This window comes from Ruegeria sp. CDSA033 (assembly GCF_059612305.1).
This window is the reverse complement of sequence record NZ_JBXWQI010000001.1, coordinates 236837-262566: the sequence shown is the minus strand read 5'-3', so window position 1 is coordinate 262566 and position 25730 is coordinate 236837. Positions and strand designations below refer to the sequence as shown.

Below are 25730 nucleotides of genomic sequence, written 5' to 3'. Positions count from 1 at the left end.
TCTAGAGTGCCGCCCTTCTGTCAACCCCCAAGTCTGGACGAAATCGCCAGTTGAGCGGCAGCCAGCCGAGCGACGGGTACCCGGAAGGGTGAACAGGACACATAGTCAAAGCCCAATTCCCGGCAAATGGCGATTGATTCGGGGTTCCCGCCATGTTCGCCGCAAACTGACAATGTGACTTCTGGTTGTGCTTGCCTGCCGCGTTCAGCCCCCAGTTTAAGCAATTCGCCAACTCCGTCCGCGTCCAACACATGAAACGGATCTTCGACAAAGACACCCTGCCGGACATAAGCCGACATGAACCGGCCTGCGTCATCGCGGGACAAGCCATAGGTCATCTGCGTCAGATCGTTCGTTCCGAAACTTAAAAACGCGGTTTGTGGCGCGATCTCGGCAGCCCGCAAACAGGCCCGAGGGGTTTCGACCATCACGCCCAGCCGGTACTCAAATTCCTGCCCGCGTTCAGCGGCGACGGCTGCTGCCACAGAATCGATGCGCGCCTTAACCAGCTCAACCTCGCGCTTGGCGGATACCAGCGGGATCATCACCTCGGGCACCACCGGCGCACCGTCTTTGCTGGCTTCAAGCGTCGCCTCAAAAATCGCACGCGCCTGCATGTCGTAGATTTCCGGAACTGTCACGCCCAGACGCACGCCGCGCAAGCCCAGCATCGGGTTGTATTCGGTCATGGCGTCAACCCTGCGTTCGACATCTGAGACAGGCAGGTCCAGCGCTTCGGCAAGTTCGCGTTGGCCGGTGCGCGTGGTCGGAAGAAACTCGTGCAGCGGTGGATCGAACAGACGGATACAGACAGGCTGTCCCTCCATGATCCGGAAAAGCTGCGCGAAGTCATCGCGCTGCATCGGCAACAAGCGTTCCAACACCGCTTCACGACCGGATGAGGTCTGCGCAAAGATCATTTCGCGCATTACGATCAGACGACCGGGGTCAAAGAACATGTGCTCTGTCCGACACAACCCGATCCCTTGCGCCATGAAGTTCCGCGCTGTTTGTGCGTCTGCGGGTGTGTCCGCGTTGGCGCGAATTGCAATATCCCGTTCTGCGTCCGCCCACCCCATCAGGGTCTGAAAACAATCATCCAGCGCGGCCTCGAGCATCGTCGGCCTCCCCGCCAACACCTGACCCGAGCTACCGTCGATGGTCAATGTGTCGCCTGTTTTGAAAACCCGCCCGTCGGGAGCCATCAGCTGTTTTTTCTTTGTCTGAAACCGCATCTCGGACGCGCCGACGATGCACGGCAGGCCCAAACCCCGGCCAATCACGGCCGCGTGGCTGGTCATGCCGCCCTTTTCCGTCAGGACCGCCACGGCGGCATGCATACCGCGCACATCTTCCGGGGAGGTTTCACGGCGCACCAAAATGCACGGCTCTCCCCGCGCGGCGCTTGCCTGAGCCTCCGCCGAGGTGAAAACGATTTTGCCGGTCGCAGCACCCGGACTGGCGGCAATTCCGGTGGTCAGGGTGTCGCGTTCCGCATCAGGGTGAACCTGCCGGTGCAACAGCTCGTTCAGGGAATGTGGATCAACCCGCATTACAGCCTCTTGCGGAGGAATGATCCCGTCTTCGGCCAGGCGCACAGCGATCCGCATCGCCGCGCGTGCGCTGCGTTGAACCCGCACGCCGTCCAAAATGTGCACGTGGCCGTTTTCAATCACGAACTCGACTTGCATTTCCTCGCGCAGCTTGACCCGCATCAGCGCCGCATGCGTTTTGAGGTCCGCAAAAGCCTTGGGCGCGACCTCCTCCAGGGACTTTCCGCGCGGGTCCTTTTCCAGGTACAGCGCCGCGACGCCTTCTCCCAGCGCATCCCGCCCCTGACTTTGGCTCAGATAACGACCGGTTATCTGAGGCAATCCAGTGGTCGGATCAATCAGTTGCAACACGCCCGATCCGCATTCCCCCTGCCCGACGCCGGGGATCATCTCTTGGATCACCAGACCCAGACCGGCATCCGCTGGCGCACCTTTGGCCTGACGCAACAAACGGGCCGAGGTGCCCTCCCATGCGCGTGCCATCGAACGCAGCACAGCAATCAGCTGCTCACCGCGATCCTGTGGAAAGGCTTCGTCCGTCTCGTCTTCGTAAGCCCGCAGAGATTCCTGCAGCCCTTCACGGCCATCTGCATCGATCTCGTCAAACACATCCGGGTCCAGCCGCGCAACATGAACGGCATAGCTTTGGACAAAGCGCAGATACAACGCAGCCGCGGCCTCGACCCCCATCGAATCCGACAGGTCGACATAGCGTGCGTCATTCATGCCGATGTTCAAGATGGCACCCGGGCCGCCCCAATCGGGATCTTCGGAACTGGGCCGGACACACAGCAGCGCGGTCTGTTCAAACTGCTCAAGAACAGCGGCCAAATCCGGCACCTGCCCGTCCGATATCTGATGCACCGCATCAAACGACAACGCGACCGTTCGTGGAACCGGCAGTTCCAGACGAACCAGACGTTGCAGACATTTCGCCCGCCCGCCATGCGTGTTGGCAGCAACGGGCGCTTCGGACGTGATAAGCGTAGTATGCGGATTATTCTGCACTGCGGCACCTTTTGATTTCACCGCAGCATAAGCCCCTGCACCAATGGCGCAAGGGCGTTCTGGATCAGCCGTCGATGCGGCTCAGATCGGCAACACTGGAGCAGACCTGACGGATCTGGCTTAGCAGGTTCAGACGGTTACGGCGCAGGATGTCATTGTCGGTATTGACCTGAACATCCTCAAAGAACGCATCGACCGGACCGCGCAGATCGGCCATGGCCGACATCGCACTTGGGAAATCCTCGGCTTTCAGCGCCGGGTCGATCTTGGCCTGTGCAGCTTCCAACGCGCCGAACAGAGCCTTTTCGCTGTCGGTCTCCGCAAACTTGATATCCGCGCCATAGGAATACTCTACCCCATCCTTCTCTTCGGCCTGGGTCAGAATGTTGTTGGCGCGCTTGAAGCCCTGCACGAGGTTCTCGCCATCCTCGGTCGCGATCACGGCATTCAGCGCGCGGGCGCGTTTGACCAACAGGTTGAGATCGTCATTGCCCTCCATCGCGATGCAGGCGTCGATGATGTCGTGGCGGATGCCCTCGTCGCGGAGGAAGGTTTTGAGGCGGTCGTGGAAGAAGGAGAGGAGATCCTGAAAGACAGGTTCAAACGCTTGGAATTCAGCGACAATATCAGTGCTAGCGTCGATCCGCGTTGCCAATTCCACAAGACCGTATGTAACTCCGTACCAGGCAGTGACTAGAGCAAGGTTATTCTCCCAAGCAAGTTCAGTATCGAATTGCTCGAATTGCCAGCCACCCTTTTCTGAACTCTCTTCGCCCGTTAGTGTTGCAAACTCGATAGACGTCCAAGTTTTTCCTTCTGCGTCGACGGTTTCGGTTCCTAACTTGACAAGCGCAACTTCCGATTGAAGTCCAACAGGGGGACTGTTTCTGAAACGGGTTATTCTTTTCTTGGAAACCGAACGCACGAGTTTTTCCAATGAAACTCGGATACCATTATCCAAAACCAAACGAATGACACCCAACGCGGCGCGACGCAGGGCAAACGGGTCCTTCGACCCGGTCGGTTTCTCATCAATCGCCCAGAACCCGGTCAGCGTGTCCAACTTGTCGGCCAGCGCAACAGTGACAGACAGCGGCGCGGTCGGCACGTCGTCCGAGGGGCCCAGCGGTGAGTAATGCTCCTGTGCCACGGCGGCCACAGTTGCGTCTTCACCTGCGGCTTCGATGTAATACCGCCCCATAAGCCCTTGAAGTTCCGGGAATTCATAAACCATCTCCGAGTTCAGATCGGCCTTGGCTAGACACGCGGCGTTTTCAGCTTGCTTCGCATCTACATTGGTGACCGAGGCCAACTCACCTGCCAATGCGGCGATGCGGCGGACTCGGTCACCTTGAGTTCCCAGCTTGTTGTGGAAGGTCACATTCTCCAGCGCGCGGGTCCATTGGGCGATGTCCGATTTGGCAACGCGCAGGTCGTTCTCCCAAAAGAACTTGGCATCGGCCAGACGGGCTGACAGCACCTTTTGGTTCCCCGCCAGAATGGTCGCGCCATTATCAGTGGTTTCACGGTTCGCAACGGTGATGAAGCGTTCAATCCGGCCCGTCTTGGGGTTTTTCACGGAAAAGAACTTCTGATGCTCTTTCATCGAGGTCTGCAGAACCTCGGGTGGCAATTCCAGAAATTCGTCGTCGATCTGCCCCATCAGGACAACGGGCCATTCGACCAGCCCGGCGACCTCGGCCAGTAGTCCCTTGTCATCGACCACGTCCAGCCCAGCGGCGAAGGCCATGTTCTGGGCGTCGTTCCAGATATGCTCCGCCCGTTCTGCGGGCGACAGCACAACAAAGGCGCGCTTCAGTTTGGCGGCGTAATCCTCGAAGGACGAGACCGCAAAGCGACCCGGCGCCATGAAACGGTGACCTTCGGTGGTCTCGCCGGACTGGATTCCGTCGACCACCATTGGCACAACCTGCGCGCCAGCCTCATCGGTCAGGATGCACAGGATCGAGTGCAGCGGGCGCACCCAGCGCAGACCGCCACTGCCCCAGCGCATCGATTTCGGCCAGGGGAAATTGCGGATTGTCGCCTCAAGCACTTCGGCCACGATCTCGGCCGCAGGACGGCCGGGCTTTTCGATGGTGGCGAAATAGACCGAGCCTTTGGGGGTCTCACGCTCTTCCAACTGATCGCGGGTCAGACCTGCGCCGCGCAGGAAGCCTTCGATGGCTTTGTCCGGGGCGCCAACCTTCGGACCCTTGCGTTCCTCGCGTATCATGGGGCTTTCCGTCAACAACCCTTCAACCGCCAGTGTCAGGCGGCGCGGCGTCGTCAGTGCAGCCGCAGAGGCATAAGTCAGACCGGCATCGACCAAACCATCGGTGATCCGCTTTTTCAGGTCTTCACCAGCGCGGGTCTGCATGCGCGCGGGGATTTCCTCGGAAAACAATTCGATCAGCAGGTCGGGCATATTCGGTCCTTAGAAATTGACGATCGTCTGAATGACGATGGCATTAGCGATATCCACAAAGAATGCGGATACAAGGGGCAATACGATAAAAGCAATAGGCGATGGGCCATATCGCTTGGTGACGGCGGTCATATTTGCAATTGCAGTCGGGGTGGCGCCTAGGGCGAAGCCTCCGAAACCGGCGGCCAGAACGGCGGCACGGTAATTGCTGCCCATGACAGGAAACAGAACCCAGATCACAAATGCCACTGCGAACAAGGTCTGGGCCGACATGATGACCACAATGGCAAGGCCGAGTTCCGCGATGGTCCAAAGCTGCAGGCTCATTAATGACATGGCCAAAAACGCACCTAGCGAGAATTCCGAAATCAACGCCAGCGAGGGGGTGCGTTCAATTGGTGGGCGGCTGGGTGCAAGCCATGCGCGCAGGTTCGCGATGACGATGCCCATGATGAGACAAGGCACGAACAGCGGCAGCTTCAAACCGGCAGCGCTGATCGCCTCGCCCAGCGAATACCCCGCAATGATCGCCAGGTTGAGGAACAGGAGAACGCGCATGATCGACAGATGATCGATTTTGCTGGACACGTCATCGCCGTCAGTGGGAAGCCCCACTGTTTGATCCTCGTCGGGGCGTGCAGGGCTGAGGTTGCGCCCTTCGACCAGAAGCCGCGCTATCGGTCCACCAACCAAAGCAGCCAGAACAAGCCCAAGTGTTGCAACGGCAACGCCTAGCTCAGTTGCGCCGTCCAGGCCGGTGGCCTCGGCAACCTCGGGGGCCCAGGCAATCGCAGTTCCGTGCCCGCCGATCAGAGATGCCGAGCCGAACAGAACCCCAGCCTGCGCCGGATACCCGAACATAGACGCCCCAATTGCCCCGATCCCGTTTTGCGCGACAATCGTCGCCAAAGTCAGGATCAAAAGTAAAAACAGAGGCTTGCCGCCTGATATAAGGTCAGAGAGCCGCGCGTTTAACCCGATGCCCGCAAAGAACACCACTAACAGAAAATCCCGTGTGGCAAGGTCAAAGGACAGCTCAAGATCGAAGGCCAGATACAATAACAGCACGACCAGTGAGGCCAGCAGGCCACCCGTGACAGGTTCGGGAATGTTAAACTGGCGTAATGCGGCAACGCGCGCATTGATCTCGACCCCCAAAAGATACACCGCAAAGCCCAACGTAGCGGTCAGGAAATCAGGTATCTGCAGGGTCTCGGCGGTCATCATATCCTCAATTCTGTGGTCGGTCCGGGCATTCTTCGCCAATCACGGTGCCGTCATAGGCCTTTTCGCCGCAATTGTTCAGCGCGTGCCAGACATAGCCTTTGCCGCCATTTGTAACGGCAACAATTCGGTCAACGCCAAAGTGGATGTTTTTTGCGCCCAGAAAGGCCTTGGCCTCGCCTGATTTCAGGGCATCCGCCACCGCCAAGGCGTCAAAGCAATCGAACCATCCGGGCGCGGTTAGCGGCTCTGCATTCTCGACCGCGACATGGGTTTCCTCAATCTGCGCAAGCGTCAGATCCGTTTCGAAACAGGCACGGTAGCGGATGGGTGAGCTGTCCGCGTCAATCGCCTGAAACGCACTGTAGGATATAGGCGTCGGCGCCTCGGCCCCCTCCGTCATTAACATGACATCCTGACCGGGCTTGGATTCCACGTCATAGTAAAACCCGTAGATCTGTAGGTAATACATCCCAAAACCGGCTACTGCCGCCGAGATCAGCACTATGATCGCAAGCACTTTTCCTGTCATTGTCTTTTCCTTTTGCTCACGATGCCTCTTTCATGACCGGTAAAAATAGGACAGGTTCCAATTGAATACAGGCCGCAAAGAGACGTTTTAAATGGACAGCACCCTTGCCGTAGGATTCTTCGGAGCGCTTTTTGCGATCATGAATCCAATCACGAACCTGCCAGTGTTTCTTAGCGTCACCGACGGCCTTACCCCGACCGATCAGCGCAAAGTGGCTACAAAGACGGCGCTCTACTGCCTGATCCTCGGCGCATCGTTTGCGGCTGTGGGAAGTCAAACGCTCAGCCTGTTCGGCATCAGCGTCGATGACTTGCGCGTCGCGGGTGGTCTGGTTGTTCTGATGATTGGTCTGAACATGCTGAACGGAAAGCCCAGCACGTCGCATCACGGAACCGAGGGGGAAAGGCAATCCTATCCTGAACCTGATACCGTTGCCTTTTATCCGCTGGCCTTTCCGATTCTTGTCGGGCCCGGCACAATCACCACGTTGATCCTGTATGCAAGCCACATCCATAAACCGGTAGATGCCATTGTTTACGCTGGCGTTTTTCTGGCTGTCCTGCTGTTGCTGTTCGTGACATTCTGGAACGCCGCAGCCATTGCCAAACGTCTGTCTGACAATGCCCGCGTTATCATGAGCCGGTTCATGGGCATGATCCTGTCGGCCATCGCAATCAGCATGATCGCGGCTGGCCTTAAGGTCTTGCTGCCCGGACTGGCCTGAGCGGCGCATCAAGCCTGAAACCCGGCGGCCTCGGTCAGCAGGAATGCGTCTGCGCATTGCTTCGCCAAAGCCCGCACTCGGCCGATATAGGCCTGACGTTCGGTTACCGAGATCACGCCCCGCGCGTCCAGCAGGTTGAACACGTGACTGGCCTTGATGCATTGATCATAGGCCGGGTGCGCCATGATGATGCGCTTGCCGGTTTTCGGGTCGTCATGCTCTTGCGCCAGAATGGCGGCGCACTCAGCCTCGGCTTCTTCGAAGTGGCGCAACAACACTTCGGTGTTGGCCACATCAAAGTTCCAGCGGGCGTATTCTTCTTCGGTCTGCTTGAAGATGTCGCCATAGGAAAGCGGGCTTGGTGACTGCGGATCGTTGAACGGCATGTCCATCACGTGGTCGATGCCAAGCACATACATCGCCAGACGCTCCAAGCCATAAGTCAGCTCGCCCGAGACCGGCGCACAATCATGGCCACCGACCTGTTGGAAGTATGTGAACTGGCTGACTTCCATGCCGTCGCACCAAACTTCCCAACCCAGACCCCATGCGCCAAGGGTGGGGCTTTCCCAATCATCCTCGACAAACCGGATGTCATGCAGGTTCATGTCGATGCCAATCGCCTCAAGCGAGCCCAGATACAGGTCCTGCAAATCCGGCGGACTGGGTTTGATCAGCACTTGATACTGATAATAATGCTGCAACCGGTTGGGGTTCTCGCCATAGCGCCCATCCGTCGGGCGGCGCGAAGGCTGCACATAGGCTGCGGCCCAGGTTTTCGACCCCAGCGCGCGCAAGGTGGTCGCCGGGTGGAACGTACCTGCACCAACCTCCATGTCATAGGGCTGCAGAATGGCGCAGCCTTTTGAGGCCCAATAGGTCTGAAGCCGCAAGATAATCTCTTGAAAAGAACGTGGTGCGCTGGACTGGTCGGTCATGACATTCCCTTTGGACGCCACTGCGCCCGGTTCCGTTGGGTTTTGTCCTTCCTATGCAAGGGGCCGTTGGGCGTCAACGTGCGGCAAAGCCTATGCTGTCACTGCGCAGCCACACTGTAAATTCCCCGTATTCCGGGCATGGCTTTCGGTACGTTGTTTCGCGTAGGGTCCGGCAAAGATAAAACACTGCAGACACGGGCAGACAATGACTCGCATATTTACGGCAATTTTGTTTCTTTTTCTCATCAGCGCGCGCGCTGTTTTTGCACAGCAGGACGCAGGCGTCTGGGTGCAGGTCGAAGCGCAGCCCTCGCTGCGCGAAGCGCAGGAACGTGCGCGGGTCTATGCCGGTACCTTGCCGGACGTAAACGGGTTTCGCTTGAACTCTGGCTGGTATGCTATTGTTATTGGGCCTTATTTGCGTAGCGACGCGGAACAGGTTCTAAGCGTTTACCGCGCCGAAGGGCAAATCCCTGCGGACAGCTACATCGCGTTTTCTAGTGCACTGGGTCAGCAATTCTGGCCGGTTGGAGAGAACATTCTGGATCGGGGCGTCGTGACGCCACCAGTTGAACCTCAGCCGGAACAGCCGGTTGTTGGCGTAACACCGCAGGCCTCTGACGAGACACGCTCACAAGCGCTGCAAAGCGAGCGTCTTTTAAGCACGCAGGAACGCATGAATTTGCAAACCGCCCTGCAGGCCGCGGGTTTTTACAATTCAACGATCGATGGCGCATTTGGCCAAGGCACGCGGCGCTCGATGGGCGACTGGCAACGGTTCAACGGCTTTGAAGCAACCGGCGTTCTGACGACCGCACAGCGCAAGGCGTTGATTGACGACTTTAACGCCCCCCTTCTGAGCGTTGGGATGGAGCGTTACTCCGACCCGCAGGCCGGTATCGATTTGGATCTGCCGATGGGTGTCATCGCATTCGACCGTTATGAGGCCCCGTTTGTTCACTTCAAAAGCACAACCGATCTGGATGCCAAGGCCCTGTTGATCAGTCAGAAGGGCGACAAAGCCACGCTGCGCGCCCTTTATGAGGTGCTGCAATCGCTGGAAATCGTTCCGCTCGACGGCCCACGACAACTGCGCGGTGACAGCTTTACCCTGGAAGGGCGCGGTAATGGGATCGTGACCTATAGCGAAGTACGGCTGGACGATGGTCAGATCAAAGGCTTTACACTGGTTTGGCCCGAGGGTGACGATGCCCGCCGCGCCAGAGTGCTGGCCGCAATGAAGACCGGCTTTACTGCAACTGGGGCGGTGCTGGACGCCGCAGCGGGTGCCAATGCCGAGCAGCGGATTGATCTGGTGTCCGGGCTGCAGGTGCGCACACCGCGCCTGTCCCGTTCGGGCTTCTTCGCTGATACCAGCGGCACGGTCCTGACCGTTTTTGAGGCCGCTGACAGCTGCACACGCATCACGCTTGATGACGATCAGGAGTTCCAGGTCGCCTTGTCTGATGCCGATCTGGGTGTGGCGGTTCTGCGCCCCAGCCGCAATCTGGTTCCGATCAACGTGGCAGAATTCAGTGCCGATGCGCCGCGTATTCAATCTGAGATCGCGGTGTCGGGTTTCTCGTATGAGGGCGCCTTGGGCGCACCGACACTCACCTTTGGTCAGATCGCTGACGTGCGCGGCCTGAACGGAGAAGACGGCGTGAAACGTCTGGCATTGGCGGCCCAGCCCGGCGATGCGGGCGGGCCGGTATTTGACGGCAATGGCCAGGTTGTTGGCATGCTGCTGCCAACCCCGACCGAAGGACGCACCCTGCCCGCGTCCGTCAGCCTTGCTGCAACGGCCAACAGCCTGAACGAAGTTCTGGCAAAGGCGGGCGTATCCGGTCAATCGGGTCAGCCGACGGCGCAAATCTCACCCAATGAACTCAGCCGCCGAGCCACCGGAATGACCGTGTTGGTTCATTGCTGGGACTAAGGACAATACCAAAACGAAAAAAGCGCCGCTCTTTCGGGCGGCGCTTTTTTGTTGGCTAGAGGATATCCGGTGTGATGCGTATCAGCGTCGGAACAGGTGCGGAAAAGGCTGACCGAACCGCCTCTTGCATCTCGGGCAAACTGGAGGGCGCAGAGGACAACGCGCCAAAGGCCTCGGCGAGTTTGCAGAAATCCGGGTTCCGCGCGACAACCGCATTTGGGGCGATCTGACCTCGGACCATGCTGTCCTCAATCTCTTTGAGCTTTCCGTTGTCCCAAAGAATAATCGGCAGAGACAGGCCCAGTTCGACTGCTGCCCCAAGCTCTTGCATCGTATAGTGAAATCCGTAGTCCCCGGCGATCACCGCTGTAGGCTTACCTCGGCGCGCCACGGCCCCGCCAATTCCGGCCGGCAGCGCATAGCCAAGCGTGCCGAACCCGGTCGGATGGTGCCAGTGATAGGGATAGCCCATATCCCAAACCTCTTTGGCGACATAAGCGAACTGGGTCATGTCAGAATAGATCATGGTGTCGCCGGGCATCGCCGCGCGAAGGGCATCCAGCACCGGGACGATACCCGGTCGTTCCGCATCCACTTCGGCCCGCCAACGGCGGCGCGTGACAGCTACTTCCTCCGCTGTCCAGCCCGTCGAAGGTTTAACATGGTCGATAGCCGCCCAAAGTGCATGGGCAAAGCTTTCCCCGTCAGCCTGCAGCTTGACGGCTGCTCGATGGTGGTCGGACAGAACCTTCGGGTCCAGATCTATACGCACCAGATTGCCCGTGTGGCCCAATGTATTTCGCCACAGGTCGACCTCGCCCAATTCCGCGCCCACGACAACCACAAGGTCGGCGGAAGCGACAACATCGGCGCTGCCCGGTCGTGGCAACATGGCTCCGTAGTCCAAGGCATAGCCCAACCCCGCCATTCCGCGCCCGGCATACGTGGTAAAACAGGCCGCACCCAACTGCGTCAGGATTTGCCGCCACAGATTCGACCGCGCACCACCACCCAGAATAAACAACGGGCGCCGTGCGATGTTCAGCATGGACATTACCGGAGCCAAGTCCGGCGGCAGAACTTTTGAGCGCAAACCAGGTTGGTTGGGAAACGGTGCGGGATCAGAATCTGCCTCAAGCTGTGCAATCGGCACTTGGATGTGTTTTGGGCGTGGACGGTTTAGTTCGAACTCTTCAAAAGCGCGCTCGACCAGATTGTAGGCTGCCTGCGCCGTATTGGCCTGATGCGACCAGTCAGTCACGGTTTCAGCTGCAGCGCGCTGGTCTTTCATCTGGTGCAACTGCCCAAGCACCCCTTGCGTTTCATCAAGACACGAGGACATCACCAGCATCGGGACCGAGTCCGTATAGGCCTGCCCCATCGGCGTCATGATATTGCACAACCCCGGTCCGGTGATGACATATGCAACACCCGGTTTGCCGGTTGCACGGGCATAGCCGTCAGCCATGAACCCTGCCCCCTGCTCGTGCCGGGCCAGCACATGGGTGATTCCGGCTTCTTCGATCCCGCGATACATTTCCTGATTGTGCACGCCGGGAATACCAAAGATCACATCCACTCCGCGATCTCGCAGCATATGCGAAATCTGCGCACCAAGGGGTCTTTTCATCAATTCCTCCAGAATTGGACAGTGAAGAGTGCGTAAACGGCTAAAAGCTCAAGCCGTCCCACCAGCATACCGATTGAAAGCAGCCATTTCGCGGTGTCGCTGAGCCCTGCAAAGTTGCCAGCCGGTCCGATTTGATCCCCCAACCCCGGCCCTACATTGGCCAGCGCTGTGGCTGCCCCGGAGACGGCCGTTATGAAATCCAATCCCGTCAGCGCCAGCGCCCAGGCCAGCACGCCCAACGAGAGCACGAAAAACATAAAAAAGCTCATGACCGAGGTCAGAACGTCCGGGCCAATCGAACGGCCATCATATTGCGGCTTAAAAACCCCATGAGGTGAGCGGATGCGGCGGATCTGGGTTTTGATCGAAGCAAACAGCAGTTGATACCGGAAGATCTTGATAGAACAGGCGGTTGAACCCGCGCAGCCGCCAATCAGACCGATCAGGAAGAACATCATGATCGGAAAACTGCCCCAGCCCATGTAATCGACGCTGGCATATCCGGTACCCGAAATGATCGAGGTGATGTTGAACAGGGATTCTCGAACAGCCTGTTCCCAATGATGCGGAAAAACGGAGGTCAGAAAGACCGCCATAATGACCACCAGCACCAGAATGGTCGCCAGAAAGGTCCGTATCTGGCTGTCGCGGAAAATGGACCTCGTATTGCCATTGGCGAACTGGACGTAGCGCACGAAAGGCAGTGCAGCGAGGATCATGAAGACCGCGGCCGCATATTCTGCCGGGCCAGAAAACGTGCCAAAGGACGCGTCATAATTTGAAAACCCGCCCGTTGAGATCGTCGTCAGGGCGTGCACCACGGCATCAAAAAAGCCCATCCCCAGACCTGCATAGACCAGCGCGCAAACAATCGTCAGAAAGACGTAGATCAGGGAAATCTGGCCCGCGATCTCTTGCGCACGCGGTAGAATTTTCCCCATGGTTTCAAATCCTTCCGAGCGGAAGATTTGCATCCCCCCGACGCGAAGCTCGGGCAGGAACACCATGGCCACGACGATGATGCCGATGCCGCCCAGCCATTGCAGCAGCCCGCGCCACAGCAACAACCCCTGCGGCAGGTTATCGAGGCCGGAAATCACGGTCGAGCCTGTCGTCGTCAGGCCCGACATCGCCTCGAAATAGGCATCGACAAAGCGCAGTTCGGTCTCGCCGAACAGAAACGGGATGGCGCCAAAAAACGGCAGTGCGACCCAGACCCCTGTGGTCAGCAAAAAGGTCTGACGGATCGTCAGACCTTCGCCCACCCCGTTCGAGCAACTCATCGCCAGAATGACGCCGGTCAGAATCGTGATGACGCCGCTTTCCAGAAAAACGTGCCATTCGCCCCGGCCTTCGATGAAGTCCGCAAGCATAGGCAGCAGCATGGTCGCCCCAAGAATGGCGATCAATAGGCCAATCACATATCCAACCGGGCGCATATCCGTCATGAGGCGCAGCGTTGGCGCGCCTGCACGACTGTGTCAAGCCGGTGTCGGGTTTTACCCGTCCGTTTTGCGTGCCGTTGTTGGCATCGCGGGCGGATTAGACGGGGCGCGTGGGCGACGCGCCGCAGCTGCCTGTGCCACCTCGGGCTTTGCAGCATCGGCTTTTGCAGGCGCAGGCTGCGCCGCGACCGGCTTGGCAGGTGCAGGTTTCGCCGCGACCGGCTTGGGTTCGGTTGGTTTGGCCGGGGTCTTTGGCGCTGTGGTGTTCGCTGCCATAGGTTTCGGCGTGGCAACCGCTGCCGGTTTTGGCGCAGGTGTTTTTCTAGCAACAGCAGGCGCAGCGGCAGGCTTCGGTTTGGCTGCCACAGCGGGTTTGGTCGCTGGCTGCCCCTTGGCGACGGTAGGCTTGGTTGCAGGCTTTTCTGCAACTTCGGCCGATTTGGCTGCCACCGGGGTGGGTTTGGTTACAGCAGCCACCGTTTTGGGCGCGGTCGGCTTGGGTGATTCGACCTTAGGTTTTGCGGCGGCTTTCTTGCGGGCTACAGGTTTGGGCTTGGCCACCACCGCAGGTTTTGCCTTGGCGACCGGTTTGGCCTTGGGCGCGGGTTTTGCCGAGGGTGCAGCCGGGGCCGGAGCAGCAGCCGACGCGTGCAAGGCACTAACCGACACAAACGGCAGCTCCATCGCCGAGCGGGTCAAAATCTGCATAATTTTCATTTGGTTGCTAACCGCATAGCCGGCCATTCGGATGGCCGCAGCCTGAAATTCCAGCGGTTGGGAAATTGGATTCATACTTTAGTTCTCCTCTGAAAGCGATGCAGCCTGCAAAAGAGTGAATTAAGCTGCCCGTCCCGATTTTTCGGGCGGATCAAGCAGTCACGAAGTCCTGAGCGTCGCACGTCTCAGCTTCCTTTCAGAGTGGCAGACGCACGAACAGAAATTCGCCTGCCACGGCTGCATTCCGCACCAGTGTTACTTGAACGACCGTGCAAATGCAGCACGAATTGCCGCGCTGCGGCGGAAAACCGCTCTTAGTCTAAAAGTGATACTTTATTGATCCACCCTGCCCCGTCTACCCGACGTGGAACAGGGTGGTGAACAGCCGCGGGTCCAGGCTGGGTGACACAAAGGTCGGACCTTCGGTCAGAACCGACACCGCATCGTGGCTGTGCAGGCTTTCCTGGTGGCTTGCGACCACGCGGAAATCGCCGATATGGTGGTCGGCCAGCAATTCGGCACAGAACAGACGGGCGGCGTCTTCGACAAAGATCGGATTGGCCGCATTAAGCTCGGCAAAGGCCTGTTCATCCTCGCGTTTGACCATCACCTGCGTTTCTGTCGGAACGGCACGGCGGCACATGGCAATCAGATCCTCGAACCACAGGCAATCCGTGTCGCAATCTACAACAACAGAAATCCGCGCCACTGAGCGTTGCGAATGCGGTGTTGCCAGCTGTCCACGTGTTGCGCGTGCGTGCTCGCTGAGTTCCAGCGAACAGGGACATGTTGAGGAATATACGTAGTCCAGATGCATGACCTTCTGGCGCACTCCGCCCTGTTCAACCAGCTCAAGTGCGATGTCGTAATACTGATACCCTTCCAAACCGGACCGCAGGCTTTGCACACGGTCGGGATAGGAAAACCGCATCTGGATACGGGCGTCAAAGCTATCCAGATCGGTCATATAATCATCCAGCGCGGCCTCCATGACCTCAAAGCTGAACGTACGCTCGGCGTGTTTGTAGAACGAACGCATGATCCGGGACATGTTGATGCCTTTCTTTTCGGCATCCAGACTGACAGTCCCGGTCACCGAGGTCTCAAGCGTCAGGTCATCGCCGCGCTTGCGATGAAATCGGATCGGCAGGCGGAAGTTCGAGATACCAACATGCTGGATTTGCTGCTTTGCGCCCCGGATCAGACTGGACGGGCCATTCTGCAAATCCGGTAAGGTGGAGCGATACGCGCTGTCGACCGTGAACCCATCAGGGTATTCGCGCGATAGGGACGGATAGTTCACGGGCACCAGACCGGGCACAAGGCGCGCAATCGCCGGGTCGAGCTGGCCAATCTCGGCCTCGGTTGCGGACTCGGCCCATTTGCGCAGCGTCTTCAGAGCGGCTGCGGCTTCGTCATTGTCGGGCATATCCTCAATGTCGCGGGGGTGCACGTTCATCGATCGGGTTCCTCGGTTGGTCGCCGAACCTTATTCGTGTTCGGCTTGCTTTCCAGTGTAGCTTTATACGCTGAAAAACACAGCCCGGATCGAAATTCGGCGAAAATCGCATGACTTACGTCATTTTCACCTAGGTTCGACCCGGTTGTCAGTAAACCACCGCCGCAATTTAACGTTGCGACACGTCCAGCGCATGCTTGATGTCTGCAAGCAGATCGCCCGCATCCTCCAACCCTACGGAAAAGCGGATCAGGCCGGGCGTGATGCCCAATTCGTCCTTCTGATCGTCGCTCAGACGCTGGTGCGTTGTCGTGGCCGGATGTGTCGCAATCGACTTGGCATCGCCCAGATTGTTCGAAATGACAGGGATCGTCAGCGCGTTCAGGAATGCAAACGCTGCGTCCTTGCCGCCCTTGATGTCCAGCGACAGAACAGTTCCGCCTTTGCCGCCCAATTGGGTTTGCACCAATGCGTTTTGCGCATGGGTTTTCAGACCCGGATAAAGCGTCCGTTCCAGTGCCGGATGCCCCTCAAGCGCTTCGGCAATGGTCTGCGCCGTCTCGGCCTGAGCGTTAACGCGCAGCGCCATCGTTTCCAGACCTTTCAGCATGACCCAGGCGTTGAATGGGCTCAGCGCACCACCGGTGTGTTTCAGATATGGCTCAACCGTTCCCCGGATGAAATCCTTGGTGCCAATGATGACACCGCCCAAAGCACGCCCTTGCCCGTCGATATGTTTGGTCGCGGAATAGACCACGACATCCGCCCCCTGTTCGATCGCGCGCGAAAAAACCGGGGTGGAAAACACATTGTCCACGATGACAAGCGCGTCAACCGCATGGGCCAGTTTGGCAACCGCCTCGATATCAATGACCTCAAGCGTCGGGTTTGACATGGATTCGAAGAAAACCGCCTTGGTCTCAGGGCGGATCGCCGCTTTCCAGGCGTCCAGATCGGTGCCGTCAACAAAGGTAACGTCCACGCCATAACGGGCAAGGATGTTTTCGAGGATATACAGACAGGACCCGAACAATGCCTTGGCCGACACCACATGGTCGCCCGCTTGTAACATCGAGGTCAGCGCCGCGTTCACCGCAGCCATGCCGGACGCGGTGGCAAACGCATCCTCGCCACCTTCCAGCGCGGCAATGCGCTGTTCAAACATCGAAACGGTCGGGTTGCCATAGCGGGCATAGATGAACTCATCCGGGCCGGATTCGATGAACCGCGCCTCGGCTTGTTCGGCTGTCTCATAGACAAAGCCCTGCGTCAGAAAAATCGCTTCGCTGACTTCGTTGTATTGGCTGCGACGGATGCCGCCATGGACGGCTTGGGTGCGTTTGTTCCAGCTCTCGCTCATCTCATTCCTCTCGACCCTTGTCTGGCAAGGGCATCAAAAAAACCCCAGACGCGGTCAAGCGAAAGGGGCCTTTCATCCTGACCTTTTAGCGGTGTTGTTTAGCGTGGCCCGCAATCCGGTAACAAATCGCCACGTAGCTTCTGGGATGCAAATACGCCGCGCATTCTTGGCCGTCAAGCCCGGTTGCCCTGTGTCACGCTTTCGTAACCGCCTCTTGCCGATTGCGCAGAATACCGCATGATCGCCTCAACCTGAGGAGGCACCATGATCGATCTGTATTTCTGGCCCACGCCGAATGGCTGGAAGGCGTCCATCGCTTTGGAAGAGATGGACCTTCCCTACACCACCCACCTGATCAATATCGGCAAGGGTGATCAGTTCGACCCCGAGTTCCTGAAAATTGCGCCCAACAACCGGATGCCTGCCATCGTTGACCCGGACGGCCCGGATGGCGCACCTATCTCGGTGTTCGAAAGCGGCGCGATTCTGATGTATCTCGCCCGCAAGACCGGGCGCTTTTATGGCAAAACCGAACGTGACCGGATCGCCGTCGAGGAATGGCTGATGTGGCAAATGGGCGGCGTCGGCCCAATGGCCGGTCAGGCGCATCACTTCCTGAAATACGCGCCAAACCTCGAGCCGCCGCAGGATCTATCCTATGCCAAGGACCGCTACCGCGCCGAGGTCGGGCGGCTGTACGGAGTATTGGACCGGCGGTTGGCCGAAAATGAATACGTCGCGGGCGATTTCTACTCCATCGCCGACATGTCGATCTGGGGCTGGGCCAGCCTGTGGGAAGGCCAGCAGCAGGTGTTGGAGGACAAACCGCATTTCACTCGGTGGCTTGAAACGGTCAGCGCCCGCCCCGGCGTTCAGGCCGGGCGCGCGTTACACGCCGAGCTGCGCGGCGATCACAGGGACAAGCAGGCGCAGGGGGTGTTGTTTAAGCGTTAAGGCACGTTGATCCAATGTCGGCTGTAAGCCCAAAGTTGACTGACGCTGCGCTACGCACGAATGTCAGCAATGGCAAACAGAGGGTTGTTTCGCAATGATGGACTTAGAGCAACTTCAAGACCTACTTTCTGACTGGTACGAGGTACGCCCTTCTGATCTTGGCGTTCCTGAAAGCGCTATTCCCGCTTGGTTGAACCCAGTTTTGCAAGATTTTTATCGTCGGATTGGTGCGCTGACGCTGCGCAATTCGCTGTTTGTGCATTCGGAATCTGAGAATTCACCATTGTCATGCCAAGATCATGTAATTCCGATAGATGAGCTGAGTTCTGAAAACGGCTTTGCGGTCTTTTGTGACGAAAATCAGAGCGTCTTTGTCGTTGCGGCAAGCAATGACTCGTCTGATAGCCGAACATACGCAAGAGGCGATGGGGTTTCTGATCATTTTGTCAAAGAGTTAACTTGCGTTGATGTGCCATTGCAGGAGTGCCTGATTACTTGCGTTCTGCGCGAGACAATACTGAGCGTGAATGACAGATATCGCCGCATTACGCCCGACAGCTTGAAGACGGCTCTGCAAGTTGCTCGAATGGGAGAAACTGTAAGTAGCCGTTACATCTGGTCGGACAGTTATTTCACGTTCCACCTCTCAAAAGACGTTTGGTTCATGGACTGGGATGGCATGCAGTTTGCCGCACATCGTGGTCTGTGGCGGAAAAAACCGTCCACTTGGCAAGAACAAGTATTCGAAAATGGCGGAAGTTGGTCTTCTGGCCCTTCTGAACCAACAGTGACACAGAAAATTGAACGTTTTCTAGCTGGATTGCGGAAGTAAAGCAGCCATTGGGAGGTTCTTTGTGAAGGGCAGCAATGTCCCGCATAGCGGACCTACCCCTCACCCCGCACCAGCACATCCAGCATGCCCGAGATATCCTCAACCTCTTCCGCGATCACATGGGTAACCGAATGCGCCCGCTGCATCCGGCCCGTGACCCGCAGCAGCCGCCCCGAGATCACCGCCCGGCGGAAACGTTCATAGATCTTGCGCCAGACCACCACGTTCACGATACCGGTCTCATCCTCGAGCGTGACAAAGATCACCCCCTTGGCCGTCCCGGGCCTCTGCCGCAGGATCACCAGCCCCGCGACCGCCACCAGCGCACCCTCGGGCGGGTCGTCCAGACGATTGGCCGGCAGACACGCGGGCGGGCGCGGCCAGTCGCGGTTTGACACCGCAGAGGGAGCAGGAGCAAAAATCATGAGAACAAAGATAGAACAAACAACGGGAAAGTCCAGTCACGGCATGCTGAGACGCAAATGAGACTGGAAAGAGCTAAATGCCTTCACTAAGGAAGAATTCGACAAGCGAAAAAGGAAGACGCACGCAATGGCAAAGATTACCTATGTCGAGCACGGCGGTACCGAACATACAGTCGAAGTCGCCAGCGGCCTGACCGTCATGGAAGGGGCCCGTGACAACAATATCCCCGGCATCGAGGCCGATTGCGGCGGCGCCTGCGCCTGTTCGACCTGCCATGTCTATATCCACCCCGACTGGGTCGAGAAGGTTCCGGCCAAGGACGACATGGAAGAGGACATGTTGGATTTCGCCTTTGAACCCGACCCGGCCCGCTCGCGCCTGACCTGCCAGATCAAGGTCACTGACGAATTGGACGGGCTGGTTGTTCAAATGCCCGAAAAGCAGATCTGATGCTTTTCAAAGCGATCGCGGCTGCCGCGATCGCAATTGGAATCTTTCCGAGCGAGACAAGATCTCAGCAGCCATGGCAGTATGAGCCGCTGGGTTCGGCAGAGTACTCCGAACCCACTGCGCGATACCCGCACGGGGTACTTGGTGATCAGATCGAATACGGCGCTCTGATCCTGCAATATGCGCCGGAGTGGGCGAAATACACAATCCGGCTACCAAAAGAGCGCGTTTTCGAAGATATCCGACCGCGCCTGATTGATATTGACAACGATGGGCGTCACGAAGCTCTGGTGGTTGAAAGCCATCGTGATAAAGGTGCACGGCTTGCAATCTACAATGGCGGCGGCCTGATCGCCGCTACGCCCTACATCGGAACCCGCTTTCGCTGGCTCGCTCCGGTCGGAGGGGCCGACATGGATGGCGATGGCAACGTCGAGATCGCCTATGTCGATCGCCCTCACTTGGCCAAAACCCTGCGCATCTGGCGGTTTGCAGACGGCAAACTGACCGAAATCGCATCGCTGCCCAATCTCACCAATCACCGCATTGGAGAAGATTTCATCTCCGGCGGTCTGCGCGATTGCGGCGGCACTCCGGAACTGATCCTCGCCAACGGCAACTGGACACGCGTCATCAGCGTCACTTACGAAAACGACTGGACCACCCGCGACCTCGGCGCGTTTACCGGCCACAAAAGCCTGAACAACGCACTCAAGTGCTGATCCGCCTCTTCATCTGGCCAAAAATATCCTGGGGGTGAGGCCGCAGGCCGAGGGGGCAAAGCCCCCTGTCCTACCAACCACTCAAAGTGCCCGCCAGCCGATATCGCGGCGATAGAAGCCCTCGGGCCACTCCACGCCTTCAACCATTGCATATGCCCGATCCCGAGCTTCTTGCAGCGTTTCTCCACGCGCGGTCACGTTCAATACGCGTCCACCTGCAGCTTGTACCTGGCCATCAACTGCCTTGGTGCCGGCGTGGAAAACCATGTTGCTGCTATCTTCAGGAAGCCTATCCAAACCCTTGATTGCGGTTCCTTTTTCGTAGGAACCGGGATACCCCTGCGCTGCCATCACAACCGTCATCGCATGATCGTCAGCCCAGTTCACCTGCGTCTCGCTCAAACGACCCTCGGCTGCGGCATGAAGCAGGTCCAGAACCTGAGCACCAAGCCGCATCATCAGAACCTGGCATTCCGGGTCACCAAAGCGGACGTTGTATTCGACCAACCTCGGTTGGCCGTCCTTGATCATCAACCCCGCATACAAAACGCCCTGAAACGGCATGCCCCGGCGCTTCATCTCGGCCATGGTCGGGCGCACGATCTCTTCCATCGCGCGCGCCTCGATCTCGGCACTCAGGACCGGCGCTGGGGAATACGCCCCCATACCGCCCGTGTTCAGGCCCGTGTCGCCTTCTCCTACGCGCTTGTGGTCCTGCGCCGTGCCAATGGACAGAATGTCCTCGCCATCACACAAGACGAAGAGAGACGCCTCTTCGCCCTCCATGAACTCCTCAATCACCACCTCGGCCCCCGCGCCGCCAAAAGCGCCGCCGAACATGTCGTCGATGCCCTCCAGCGCGGTCTGTTCGTCCATGGCGACGATCACACCCTTGCCTGCCGCCAAACCATCGGCTTTGACCACGATCGGCGTGCCCTGTTCGCGGACGTAAGCCTTGGCAAGCTCGGCCTCAGTGAACCTTGCATAGGCTGCGGTCGGAGCGTTCGACGCGTCACAGATTTCCTTGGTGAAACTCTTCGATGCTTCCAACTGCGCCGCATCGGCGGATGGGCCAAAGACCAACACACCCGCTTCACGCAGACGATCCGCGACACCAGCGGCCAGGGGCGCTTCGGGGCCGACGACCACGAATTCAATCGCGTTCTCTTCGGCAAAACTGACAACCGCGCCGCCATTCTCGATATCCAGCGCAGCACAATCGGCGATCTGCGCAATCCCGGCATTTCCCGGCGCCACTATCAGGCGGTCACATTTGGGATTTTGCATTACCGCCCAGGCGAGGCTGTGTTCCCGCCCGCCGCTGCCGAGAATAAGGATGTTCATGAAGGTCTCCGATCTGCTTGGCCTCGCCTTCCGGGCGTTCTAAGCTGGCCGGGCATTTGACACAAGGCGCTGAAATGTCCGACCTGCTTGATGACCCGATCCCGGGCCAAAACACCCCTGAATACACCGTTTCAGACATTTCGGGTGAGGTGAAACGCACGCTGGAAGGCACGTTCGGGCGAATCCGTGTGCGCGGTGAGGTCGGACGCGTGTTCACGGCGCGCTCGGGGCATCTGTACTATGACATCAAGGATGACCGGAACGTTTTGGCCTGCACCACCTGGAAAGGTCAGGTTTCGGGCCTCTCGGTGGTGCCGGAAGAAGGTCTTGAGGTTGTCGTAACCGGCCGTCTGACCGCTTTTGGTGCGCAGTCAAAATATAACCTGAACGTTGATGAGGTCGCGGTCGCGGGGCAAGGCGCTTTGATGGCCCTGCTGGAAAAGCGCAAGAAACAGCTTGAGGCTGAAGGTCTGTTCGCACCCGAACGCAAAAAGCCTCTGCCCTACCTGCCCCAGATTATTGGCGTGGTGACATCACCATCTGGCGCTGTGATCCGCGACATCCTGCACCGCCTGCGGGATCGCTTCCCGCGCAAGGTGCTGATCTGGCCCGTTGCTGTACAGGGTTCCAACTGCGCACCCGAGGTTGCGCGGGCCATCGACGGTTTCAACAAACTGACGCCGGGCGGCTCACTGCCTCGGCCCGACCTGATCATTGTCGCTCGGGGCGGCGGATCGATCGAAGACCTTTGGGGGTTCAACGAAGAAATCGTCGCACGTGCGACGGCCGCGTCGGACATTCCGCTGATTTCTGCCGTGGGTCACGAAACGGATACAACGCTGATCGACTTCGTCTCGGACCGGCGCGCGCCAACCCCGACCGCCGCGGCTGAACTTGCCGTGCCGGTTCGGATGGAACTTCTGGCCTGGACGGGTGAGCAAGGTGCACGCCTGTCTCGTGCAGCGACGGACGCGGTTCAAAGACGCTCTCAACGGCTTCGCGACCTGTCTCGCGCGTTGCCGCGCCCGGATAGCTTGTTGAACACCCCACGCCAACGCCTTGACTTAATTGCGGATCGGCTGGCACCCGCACTAAATCGCGGCGTGCAGAACCGACGTCTGCAAGTCGTTGAGCTGTCCGCACATCTGCGCCCTTCGACGTTGCGCAATCTCGTTTCGACCAGAAACGAGGCCTTACGCAACCTGTCATCCCGTCTGTCTCTGCGCCCAATCCACAGAGAGATCGAACAACAAAAGCAGAATATCAACAGGTTGGCCGACCGTATGAACGCGGCTCAGGCCACGCGCCTGGATCGGATGCGGCAACAGCTGGACGCCGCTGATCGCCTGCGTGAAACACTTAGCTACAAGGCGACGTTGCAGCGTGGCTACGCTGTGGTCCGAGCTGAAGGCGAGGTTCTGACAACCAAGAAACAGGCGTCAAAGCACAGCGTATTCGAGATCGAATTCGCAGATGGTCTGCTGAATACGGGCCAGCCCACGACTTCACCGGCGGCACCTAAGAAGTCAGCAAAGAAAGATGCACCGGACCAGGGTTCGCTGTTTTAGCCAAATACGCCCTCAGACCCCGACTTCGGGGCCGAGACAAACCATTTCTTCATTGATGTCCTCGGCCTCGTACAGCTCGGTGGCGTCCGAGTTGCCCTCGAACAAGGCGATCAGGCCCCCGTCAGACTTGGTAAAGACCCAGCATTGCGGGTCAATCCGGTCTTCGTAGACAAAGCAGATCTGGCCCGCATGTTCGTACCAGACACCCTCTTTGCAATTGCCGTCCAGAAAAGACCAGATCACACGGCGATTGGGCAAATAGCGTTCGACGCCGTACACGGTTCCCTGAAACCCATAGAACATGGTTTTTCCGCGAGTGTATCTGTCGAACTCAGCCCCAGACAAAGCTGACTGAGCCGCTGCCGCCTGCGCAGAAAGTGTCAGAAGAATCGCAATACGCCCGAGCATGGGAACATTCTGGCAGATGCCGGGCAGCATCGCCAACAGACAATTCCCCACAACCGGCTGCCTTAACGTCACCGCTTGAGTTGTATCGGCGATCCCGGCGATGCTGCTGAAAAAACCAAATGGGGGACATTTGATGACAACCGCTCTTTTCTGGATCGCCGCCGCATGCGCTCTGGCCTATTTGCCGATGTCACCGCAACCCGCCAGCCCTCTGCGATCCCTCTTCAAGACGGCCTCTGTCGCACTACTAGCGGTGACGGCGGTTCTAAGCAGCGCTCCGATGCTACTGACCCTTGCGCTAGCCCTATGTGCCTTGGGCGATGCGCTGTTATCACGTGAGACGGACTCGACTTTCATGGCAGGAATCGGCGCATTCGCGGCTGGCCACCTGGCCTATATCGCCCTGTTTCTAAGTCACCCATCCAGCGAGACCGCCCTAATCTTCGACAAGCCCGGTATATTCTGGTCGCTGATCATCCTCGGGATCGTTGCCGCAACACTGCTCGCCCCCCGCGCCGGTGACCTCAAGATACCGGTTCTGGGCTATATTCCGATCATCCTAGGAATGGGCATCACGGTCCTCGCCTTGCCCGAGGTGGGCGCGTTGCGCTGGGCCCTGCCCGCCGCACTGGCTTTCATCGCGTCGGACCTGATCCTGGCGACTGAAAAGTTTCTGCTGCCTAACGGCCATCCGGCGCTGCGCTTCACGCCTTACATGATCTGGATCTTGTACTGGGGCGCTCAGGCGGGGCTTTTGATTGCGTTTTTGTGACCCTTTGCAACTGCCGCAAATCCGCATTAGGTGAGAGGAACACCTGCGGAGACTAAAAATGGCGTTTTTCTCAAAGCTCAAGGACAAGCTGTTCAAATCCTCGTCCCGCCTCGAACAGGGGCTGGATGCCATCGTCGAAGACGGTGGCGAGGAAACGACCGCCCCCGATCCAGTTATCCCCGAGCCTGAGCCGCAGCCGGAACCGGTTCCCGAAATTCCGCAGCCCGTGCCAGAGACACCTGAACCCGCCCCTGTGCCACAGCCGGTCGAAACACCAGAACCCGCACCGGTCGATCCAACACCAGCCCCTCCGCCACCCGAGGACGCGCCATCCAAAGGGGTGCTGGGACGCCTGTTTGGCCGCAACGAAGCCAAGGCAGTCGTCCGTCGCACGTTGGACGACGACATGCTTGAGCAGCTTGAAGAACTGCTGATCGCCTCGGATATGGGCGTCGACACTGCACTGCGGGTCACATCCAACATGGCCGAGGGGCGGCTGGGCAGGAAGCTCTCCACGCAAGAGATCAAGCAATTGCTGGCCCAGGAAGTCGCCCGTGTGATGGAACCGGTTGCCAAGCCCCTGCCCATTTATCCCAAGCGCCCGCAGGTCGTTCTGGTCGTCGGCGTAAACGGATCTGGCAAAACCACTACCATCGGCAAACTGGCCAGCCAGCTCAAAGGCGCCGGCAAAAAGGTTGTCATCGCCGCCGGGGACACCTTCCGCGCCGCCGCCGTCGAACAGCTCCAAGTCTGGGGCGACCGCGCCGGAGTACCGGTGCTGACCGCACCCGAGGGGTCTGACCCAGCCTCATTAGCTTTCGACGCCCTGACCCGCGCGCAGCAAGACGGCGCAGACTTGCTGATGATCGACACGGCCGGTCGCCTGCAAAACCGTGCGGACCTGATGGAGGAACTGGCCAAGATCGTCCGCGTGATCCGCAAAATCGACGACACCGCCCCTCACAACACGCTGCTGGTGCTGGACGCCACCACTGGCCAGAACGCGCTGAGCCAGGTCCGGACATTCCGCGATCTCGCTGACGTGTCAGGCCTGGTGATGACCAAACTCGACGGCACCGCCAAGGGTGGCGTATTGGTTGCACTGGCCGACAAGTTCGGCCTGCCAATCCATGCCATCGGCGTAGGAGAACAGATCGACGACCTCGCCCCCTTCGACCCCGAAGAGTTCGCCGCCGCACTCACTGGCCTGGACCAAACCTGATCCCCCCCCCTCATCTGACCCCAAATATCCTCCGGGGGTCTGGGGGTGGAAAACCCCCAGCCTCTCCACCCAGCG

Annotated in this window: 22 protein-coding genes and 1 riboswitch; of the genes, 9 read left to right on the top strand and 13 right to left on the bottom strand. The window is 58.6% G+C overall.

Annotated elements, in window-relative coordinates:
- Positions 1-20: 20 nt before the first annotated feature.
- The 4 genes from AC2FLA_RS01355 to AC2FLA_RS01340 are packed head-to-tail and all read right to left on the bottom strand — an operon-like array spanning position 21 to position 6745.
- On the bottom strand, positions 21-2582 hold the full coding sequence (locus tag AC2FLA_RS01355; protein ID WP_496719912.1) for a putative PEP-binding protein: 2562 nt from the start codon (positions 2580-2582) through the stop codon (positions 21-23).
- A 43-nt stretch (positions 2583-2625) separates the two neighbouring features.
- Entirely contained in the window at positions 2626-4989 is a 2364-nt protein-coding gene (glyS, locus tag AC2FLA_RS01350; protein ID WP_496719910.1) for a glycine--tRNA ligase subunit beta, read from the bottom strand.
- Positions 4990-4998: 9 nt separating this feature from the next.
- Positions 4999-6213 carry a sodium/glutamate symporter gene (gene gltS / locus AC2FLA_RS01345; protein ID WP_496719908.1) on the bottom strand — a complete coding sequence of 405 codons (1215 nt, stop codon included), beginning with the start codon at positions 6211-6213 and terminating at the stop codon, positions 4999-5001.
- A 7-nt stretch (positions 6214-6220) separates the two neighbouring features.
- Positions 6221-6745, bottom strand: coding sequence for a DUF6446 family protein (locus AC2FLA_RS01340; protein ID WP_496719906.1), 525 nt, complete (start codon positions 6743-6745; stop codon positions 6221-6223).
- A 91-nt stretch (positions 6746-6836) separates the two neighbouring features.
- Here AC2FLA_RS01340 and AC2FLA_RS01335 point away from each other — a divergent pair, with 91 nt between their 5' ends.
- Positions 6837-7469: a MarC family protein gene (locus tag AC2FLA_RS01335; protein WP_496719904.1), complete on the top strand. Its 633-nt coding sequence runs from the start codon at positions 6837-6839 to the stop codon at positions 7467-7469.
- Between the two features lie 8 nt (positions 7470-7477).
- On the opposite strand, the gene AC2FLA_RS01330 is transcribed toward AC2FLA_RS01335, so the two are convergent.
- The gene (locus tag AC2FLA_RS01330; protein WP_058274256.1) at positions 7478-8407 is read right to left on the bottom strand and encodes a glycine--tRNA ligase subunit alpha; all 930 of its coding nucleotides are present in this window, start codon (positions 8405-8407) and stop codon (positions 7478-7480) included.
- A 205-nt stretch (positions 8408-8612) separates the two neighbouring features.
- Between AC2FLA_RS01330 and AC2FLA_RS01325 the strand changes: the two genes are divergently transcribed.
- The gene (locus tag AC2FLA_RS01325; protein WP_496719902.1) at positions 8613-10346 is read left to right on the top strand and encodes a serine protease; all 1734 of its coding nucleotides are present in this window, start codon (positions 8613-8615) and stop codon (positions 10344-10346) included.
- A gap of 55 nt (positions 10347-10401) precedes the next feature.
- Here AC2FLA_RS01325 and AC2FLA_RS01320 read toward each other — a convergent pair whose 3' ends face one another.
- From AC2FLA_RS01320 to metZ, 5 genes are all read right to left on the bottom strand, one after another.
- Complete coding sequence (locus AC2FLA_RS01320) at positions 10402-11976, bottom strand: thiamine pyrophosphate-binding protein (protein ID WP_496719900.1); 1575 nt, start codon at positions 11974-11976, stop codon at positions 10402-10404.
- On the bottom strand, positions 11976-13424 hold the full coding sequence (locus tag AC2FLA_RS01315; protein ID WP_496719898.1) for a TrkH family potassium uptake protein: 1449 nt from the start codon (positions 13422-13424) through the stop codon (positions 11976-11978). The genes AC2FLA_RS01320 and AC2FLA_RS01315 overlap by 1 nt, the downstream gene beginning before the upstream one ends.
- A 51-nt stretch (positions 13425-13475) precedes the next feature.
- Positions 13476-14213, bottom strand: a complete 738-nt coding sequence (locus tag AC2FLA_RS01310; protein ID WP_496719896.1) for a hypothetical protein — start codon at positions 14211-14213, stop codon at positions 13476-13478.
- A 280-nt stretch (positions 14214-14493) separates the two neighbouring features.
- Complete coding sequence (gene folE2 / locus AC2FLA_RS01305) at positions 14494-15597, bottom strand: GTP cyclohydrolase FolE2 (protein ID WP_496719894.1); 1104 nt, start codon at positions 15595-15597, stop codon at positions 14494-14496.
- 169 nt (positions 15598-15766) lie between these two features.
- Positions 15767-16957 (bottom strand): O-succinylhomoserine sulfhydrylase, encoded by a 1191-nt coding sequence (metZ, locus tag AC2FLA_RS01300; protein WP_496719892.1) that lies wholly within the window; start codon positions 16955-16957, stop codon positions 15767-15769.
- A 65-nt stretch (positions 16958-17022) separates the two neighbouring features.
- Positions 17023-17100: riboswitch (SAM riboswitch) on the bottom strand.
- A 121-nt stretch (positions 17101-17221) separates the two neighbouring features.
- Here metZ and AC2FLA_RS01295 point away from each other — a divergent pair.
- On the top strand, positions 17222-17911 hold the full coding sequence (locus tag AC2FLA_RS01295; protein ID WP_496719890.1) for a glutathione S-transferase N-terminal domain-containing protein: 690 nt from the start codon (positions 17222-17224) through the stop codon (positions 17909-17911).
- A 94-nt stretch (positions 17912-18005) separates the two neighbouring features.
- Positions 18006-18743 carry a hypothetical protein gene (locus tag AC2FLA_RS01290; RefSeq protein ID WP_496719888.1) on the top strand — a complete coding sequence of 246 codons (738 nt, stop codon included), beginning with the start codon at positions 18006-18008 and terminating at the stop codon, positions 18741-18743.
- Between the two features lie 53 nt (positions 18744-18796).
- Here the strand turns inward: AC2FLA_RS01290 and AC2FLA_RS01285 are convergent, their stop codons facing one another.
- Positions 18797-19168: an OB-fold nucleic acid binding domain-containing protein gene (locus AC2FLA_RS01285; RefSeq protein WP_496719886.1), complete on the bottom strand. Its 372-nt coding sequence runs from the start codon at positions 19166-19168 to the stop codon at positions 18797-18799.
- A 127-nt stretch (positions 19169-19295) separates the two neighbouring features.
- Between AC2FLA_RS01285 and AC2FLA_RS01280 the strand changes: the two genes are divergently transcribed.
- Together AC2FLA_RS01280 and AC2FLA_RS01275 are read left to right on the top strand one after the other, a co-directional pair.
- Positions 19296-19619 (top strand): 2Fe-2S iron-sulfur cluster-binding protein, encoded by a 324-nt coding sequence (locus AC2FLA_RS01280; protein WP_058273927.1) that lies wholly within the window; start codon positions 19296-19298, stop codon positions 19617-19619.
- On the top strand, positions 19619-20341 hold the full coding sequence (locus AC2FLA_RS01275) for an FG-GAP repeat domain-containing protein (RefSeq protein ID WP_496719884.1): 723 nt from the start codon (positions 19619-19621) through the stop codon (positions 20339-20341). The genes AC2FLA_RS01280 and AC2FLA_RS01275 overlap by 1 nt, the downstream gene beginning before the upstream one ends.
- A gap of 81 nt (positions 20342-20422) precedes the next feature.
- On the opposite strand, the gene purD is transcribed toward AC2FLA_RS01275, so the two are convergent.
- Positions 20423-21685: a phosphoribosylamine--glycine ligase gene (gene purD, locus AC2FLA_RS01270; RefSeq protein ID WP_496719882.1), complete on the bottom strand. Its 1263-nt coding sequence runs from the start codon at positions 21683-21685 to the stop codon at positions 20423-20425.
- A gap of 74 nt (positions 21686-21759) precedes the next feature.
- Here purD and xseA point away from each other — a divergent pair, with 74 nt between their 5' ends.
- Positions 21760-23253, top strand: coding sequence for an exodeoxyribonuclease VII large subunit (gene xseA, locus AC2FLA_RS01265; protein ID WP_496719881.1), 1494 nt, complete (start codon positions 21760-21762; stop codon positions 23251-23253).
- Positions 23254-23265: 12 nt separating this feature from the next.
- Here xseA and AC2FLA_RS01260 read toward each other — a convergent pair whose 3' ends face one another.
- A complete protein-coding gene (locus AC2FLA_RS01260) occupies positions 23266-23661 on the bottom strand; it encodes a hypothetical protein (protein ID WP_496719879.1) in 396 nt (131 codons plus the stop codon).
- 133 nt (positions 23662-23794) lie between these two features.
- Here AC2FLA_RS01260 and AC2FLA_RS01255 point away from each other — a divergent pair, with 133 nt between their 5' ends.
- Positions 23795-24433, top strand: coding sequence for a lysoplasmalogenase family protein (locus AC2FLA_RS01255; RefSeq protein WP_496719877.1), 639 nt, complete (start codon positions 23795-23797; stop codon positions 24431-24433).
- A gap of 58 nt (positions 24434-24491) precedes the next feature.
- Positions 24492-25655: a signal recognition particle-docking protein FtsY gene (gene ftsY, locus AC2FLA_RS01250; RefSeq protein ID WP_496719875.1), complete on the top strand. Its 1164-nt coding sequence runs from the start codon at positions 24492-24494 to the stop codon at positions 25653-25655.
- The last annotated feature ends 75 nt before the right edge of the window (positions 25656-25730 follow it).

Coding starts and splice junctions, on each gene's coding strand:
- glyS (WP_496719910.1), bottom strand. CDS start 4,989: ATGCCCGACCTGCTGATCGAATTGTTTTCCGAGGAAATCCCCGCGCGC.
- gltS (WP_496719908.1), bottom strand. CDS start 6,213: ATGACCGCCGAGACCCTGCAGATACCTGATTTCCTGACCGCTACGTTG.
- AC2FLA_RS01340 (WP_496719906.1), bottom strand. CDS start 6,745: ATGACAGGAAAAGTGCTTGCGATCATAGTGCTGATCTCGGCGGCAGTA.
- AC2FLA_RS01335 (WP_496719904.1), top strand. CDS start 6,837: ATGGACAGCACCCTTGCCGTAGGATTCTTCGGAGCGCTTTTTGCGATC.
- AC2FLA_RS01330 (WP_058274256.1), bottom strand. CDS start 8,407: ATGACCGACCAGTCCAGCGCACCACGTTCTTTTCAAGAGATTATCTTG.
- AC2FLA_RS01325 (WP_496719902.1), top strand. CDS start 8,613: ATGACTCGCATATTTACGGCAATTTTGTTTCTTTTTCTCATCAGCGCG.
- AC2FLA_RS01320 (WP_496719900.1), bottom strand. CDS start 11,976: ATGAAAAGACCCCTTGGTGCGCAGATTTCGCATATGCTGCGAGATCGC.
- AC2FLA_RS01315 (WP_496719898.1), bottom strand. CDS start 13,424: ATGACGGATATGCGCCCGGTTGGATATGTGATTGGCCTATTGATCGCC.
- AC2FLA_RS01310 (WP_496719896.1), bottom strand. CDS start 14,213: ATGAATCCAATTTCCCAACCGCTGGAATTTCAGGCTGCGGCCATCCGA.
- folE2 (WP_496719894.1), bottom strand. CDS start 15,597: ATGAACGTGCACCCCCGCGACATTGAGGATATGCCCGACAATGACGAA.
- metZ (WP_496719892.1), bottom strand. CDS start 16,957: ATGAGCGAGAGCTGGAACAAACGCACCCAAGCCGTCCATGGCGGCATC.
- AC2FLA_RS01295 (WP_496719890.1), top strand. CDS start 17,222: ATGATCGATCTGTATTTCTGGCCCACGCCGAATGGCTGGAAGGCGTCC.
- AC2FLA_RS01290 (WP_496719888.1), top strand. CDS start 18,006: ATGATGGACTTAGAGCAACTTCAAGACCTACTTTCTGACTGGTACGAG.
- AC2FLA_RS01285 (WP_496719886.1), bottom strand. CDS start 19,168: ATGATTTTTGCTCCTGCTCCCTCTGCGGTGTCAAACCGCGACTGGCCG.
- AC2FLA_RS01280 (WP_058273927.1), top strand. CDS start 19,296: ATGGCAAAGATTACCTATGTCGAGCACGGCGGTACCGAACATACAGTC.
- AC2FLA_RS01275 (WP_496719884.1), top strand. CDS start 19,619: ATGCTTTTCAAAGCGATCGCGGCTGCCGCGATCGCAATTGGAATCTTT.
- purD (WP_496719882.1), bottom strand. CDS start 21,685: ATGAACATCCTTATTCTCGGCAGCGGCGGGCGGGAACACAGCCTCGCC.
- xseA (WP_496719881.1), top strand. CDS start 21,760: ATGTCCGACCTGCTTGATGACCCGATCCCGGGCCAAAACACCCCTGAA.
- AC2FLA_RS01260 (WP_496719879.1), bottom strand. CDS start 23,661: ATGCTCGGGCGTATTGCGATTCTTCTGACACTTTCTGCGCAGGCGGCA.
- AC2FLA_RS01255 (WP_496719877.1), top strand. CDS start 23,795: ATGACAACCGCTCTTTTCTGGATCGCCGCCGCATGCGCTCTGGCCTAT.
- ftsY (WP_496719875.1), top strand. CDS start 24,492: ATGGCGTTTTTCTCAAAGCTCAAGGACAAGCTGTTCAAATCCTCGTCC.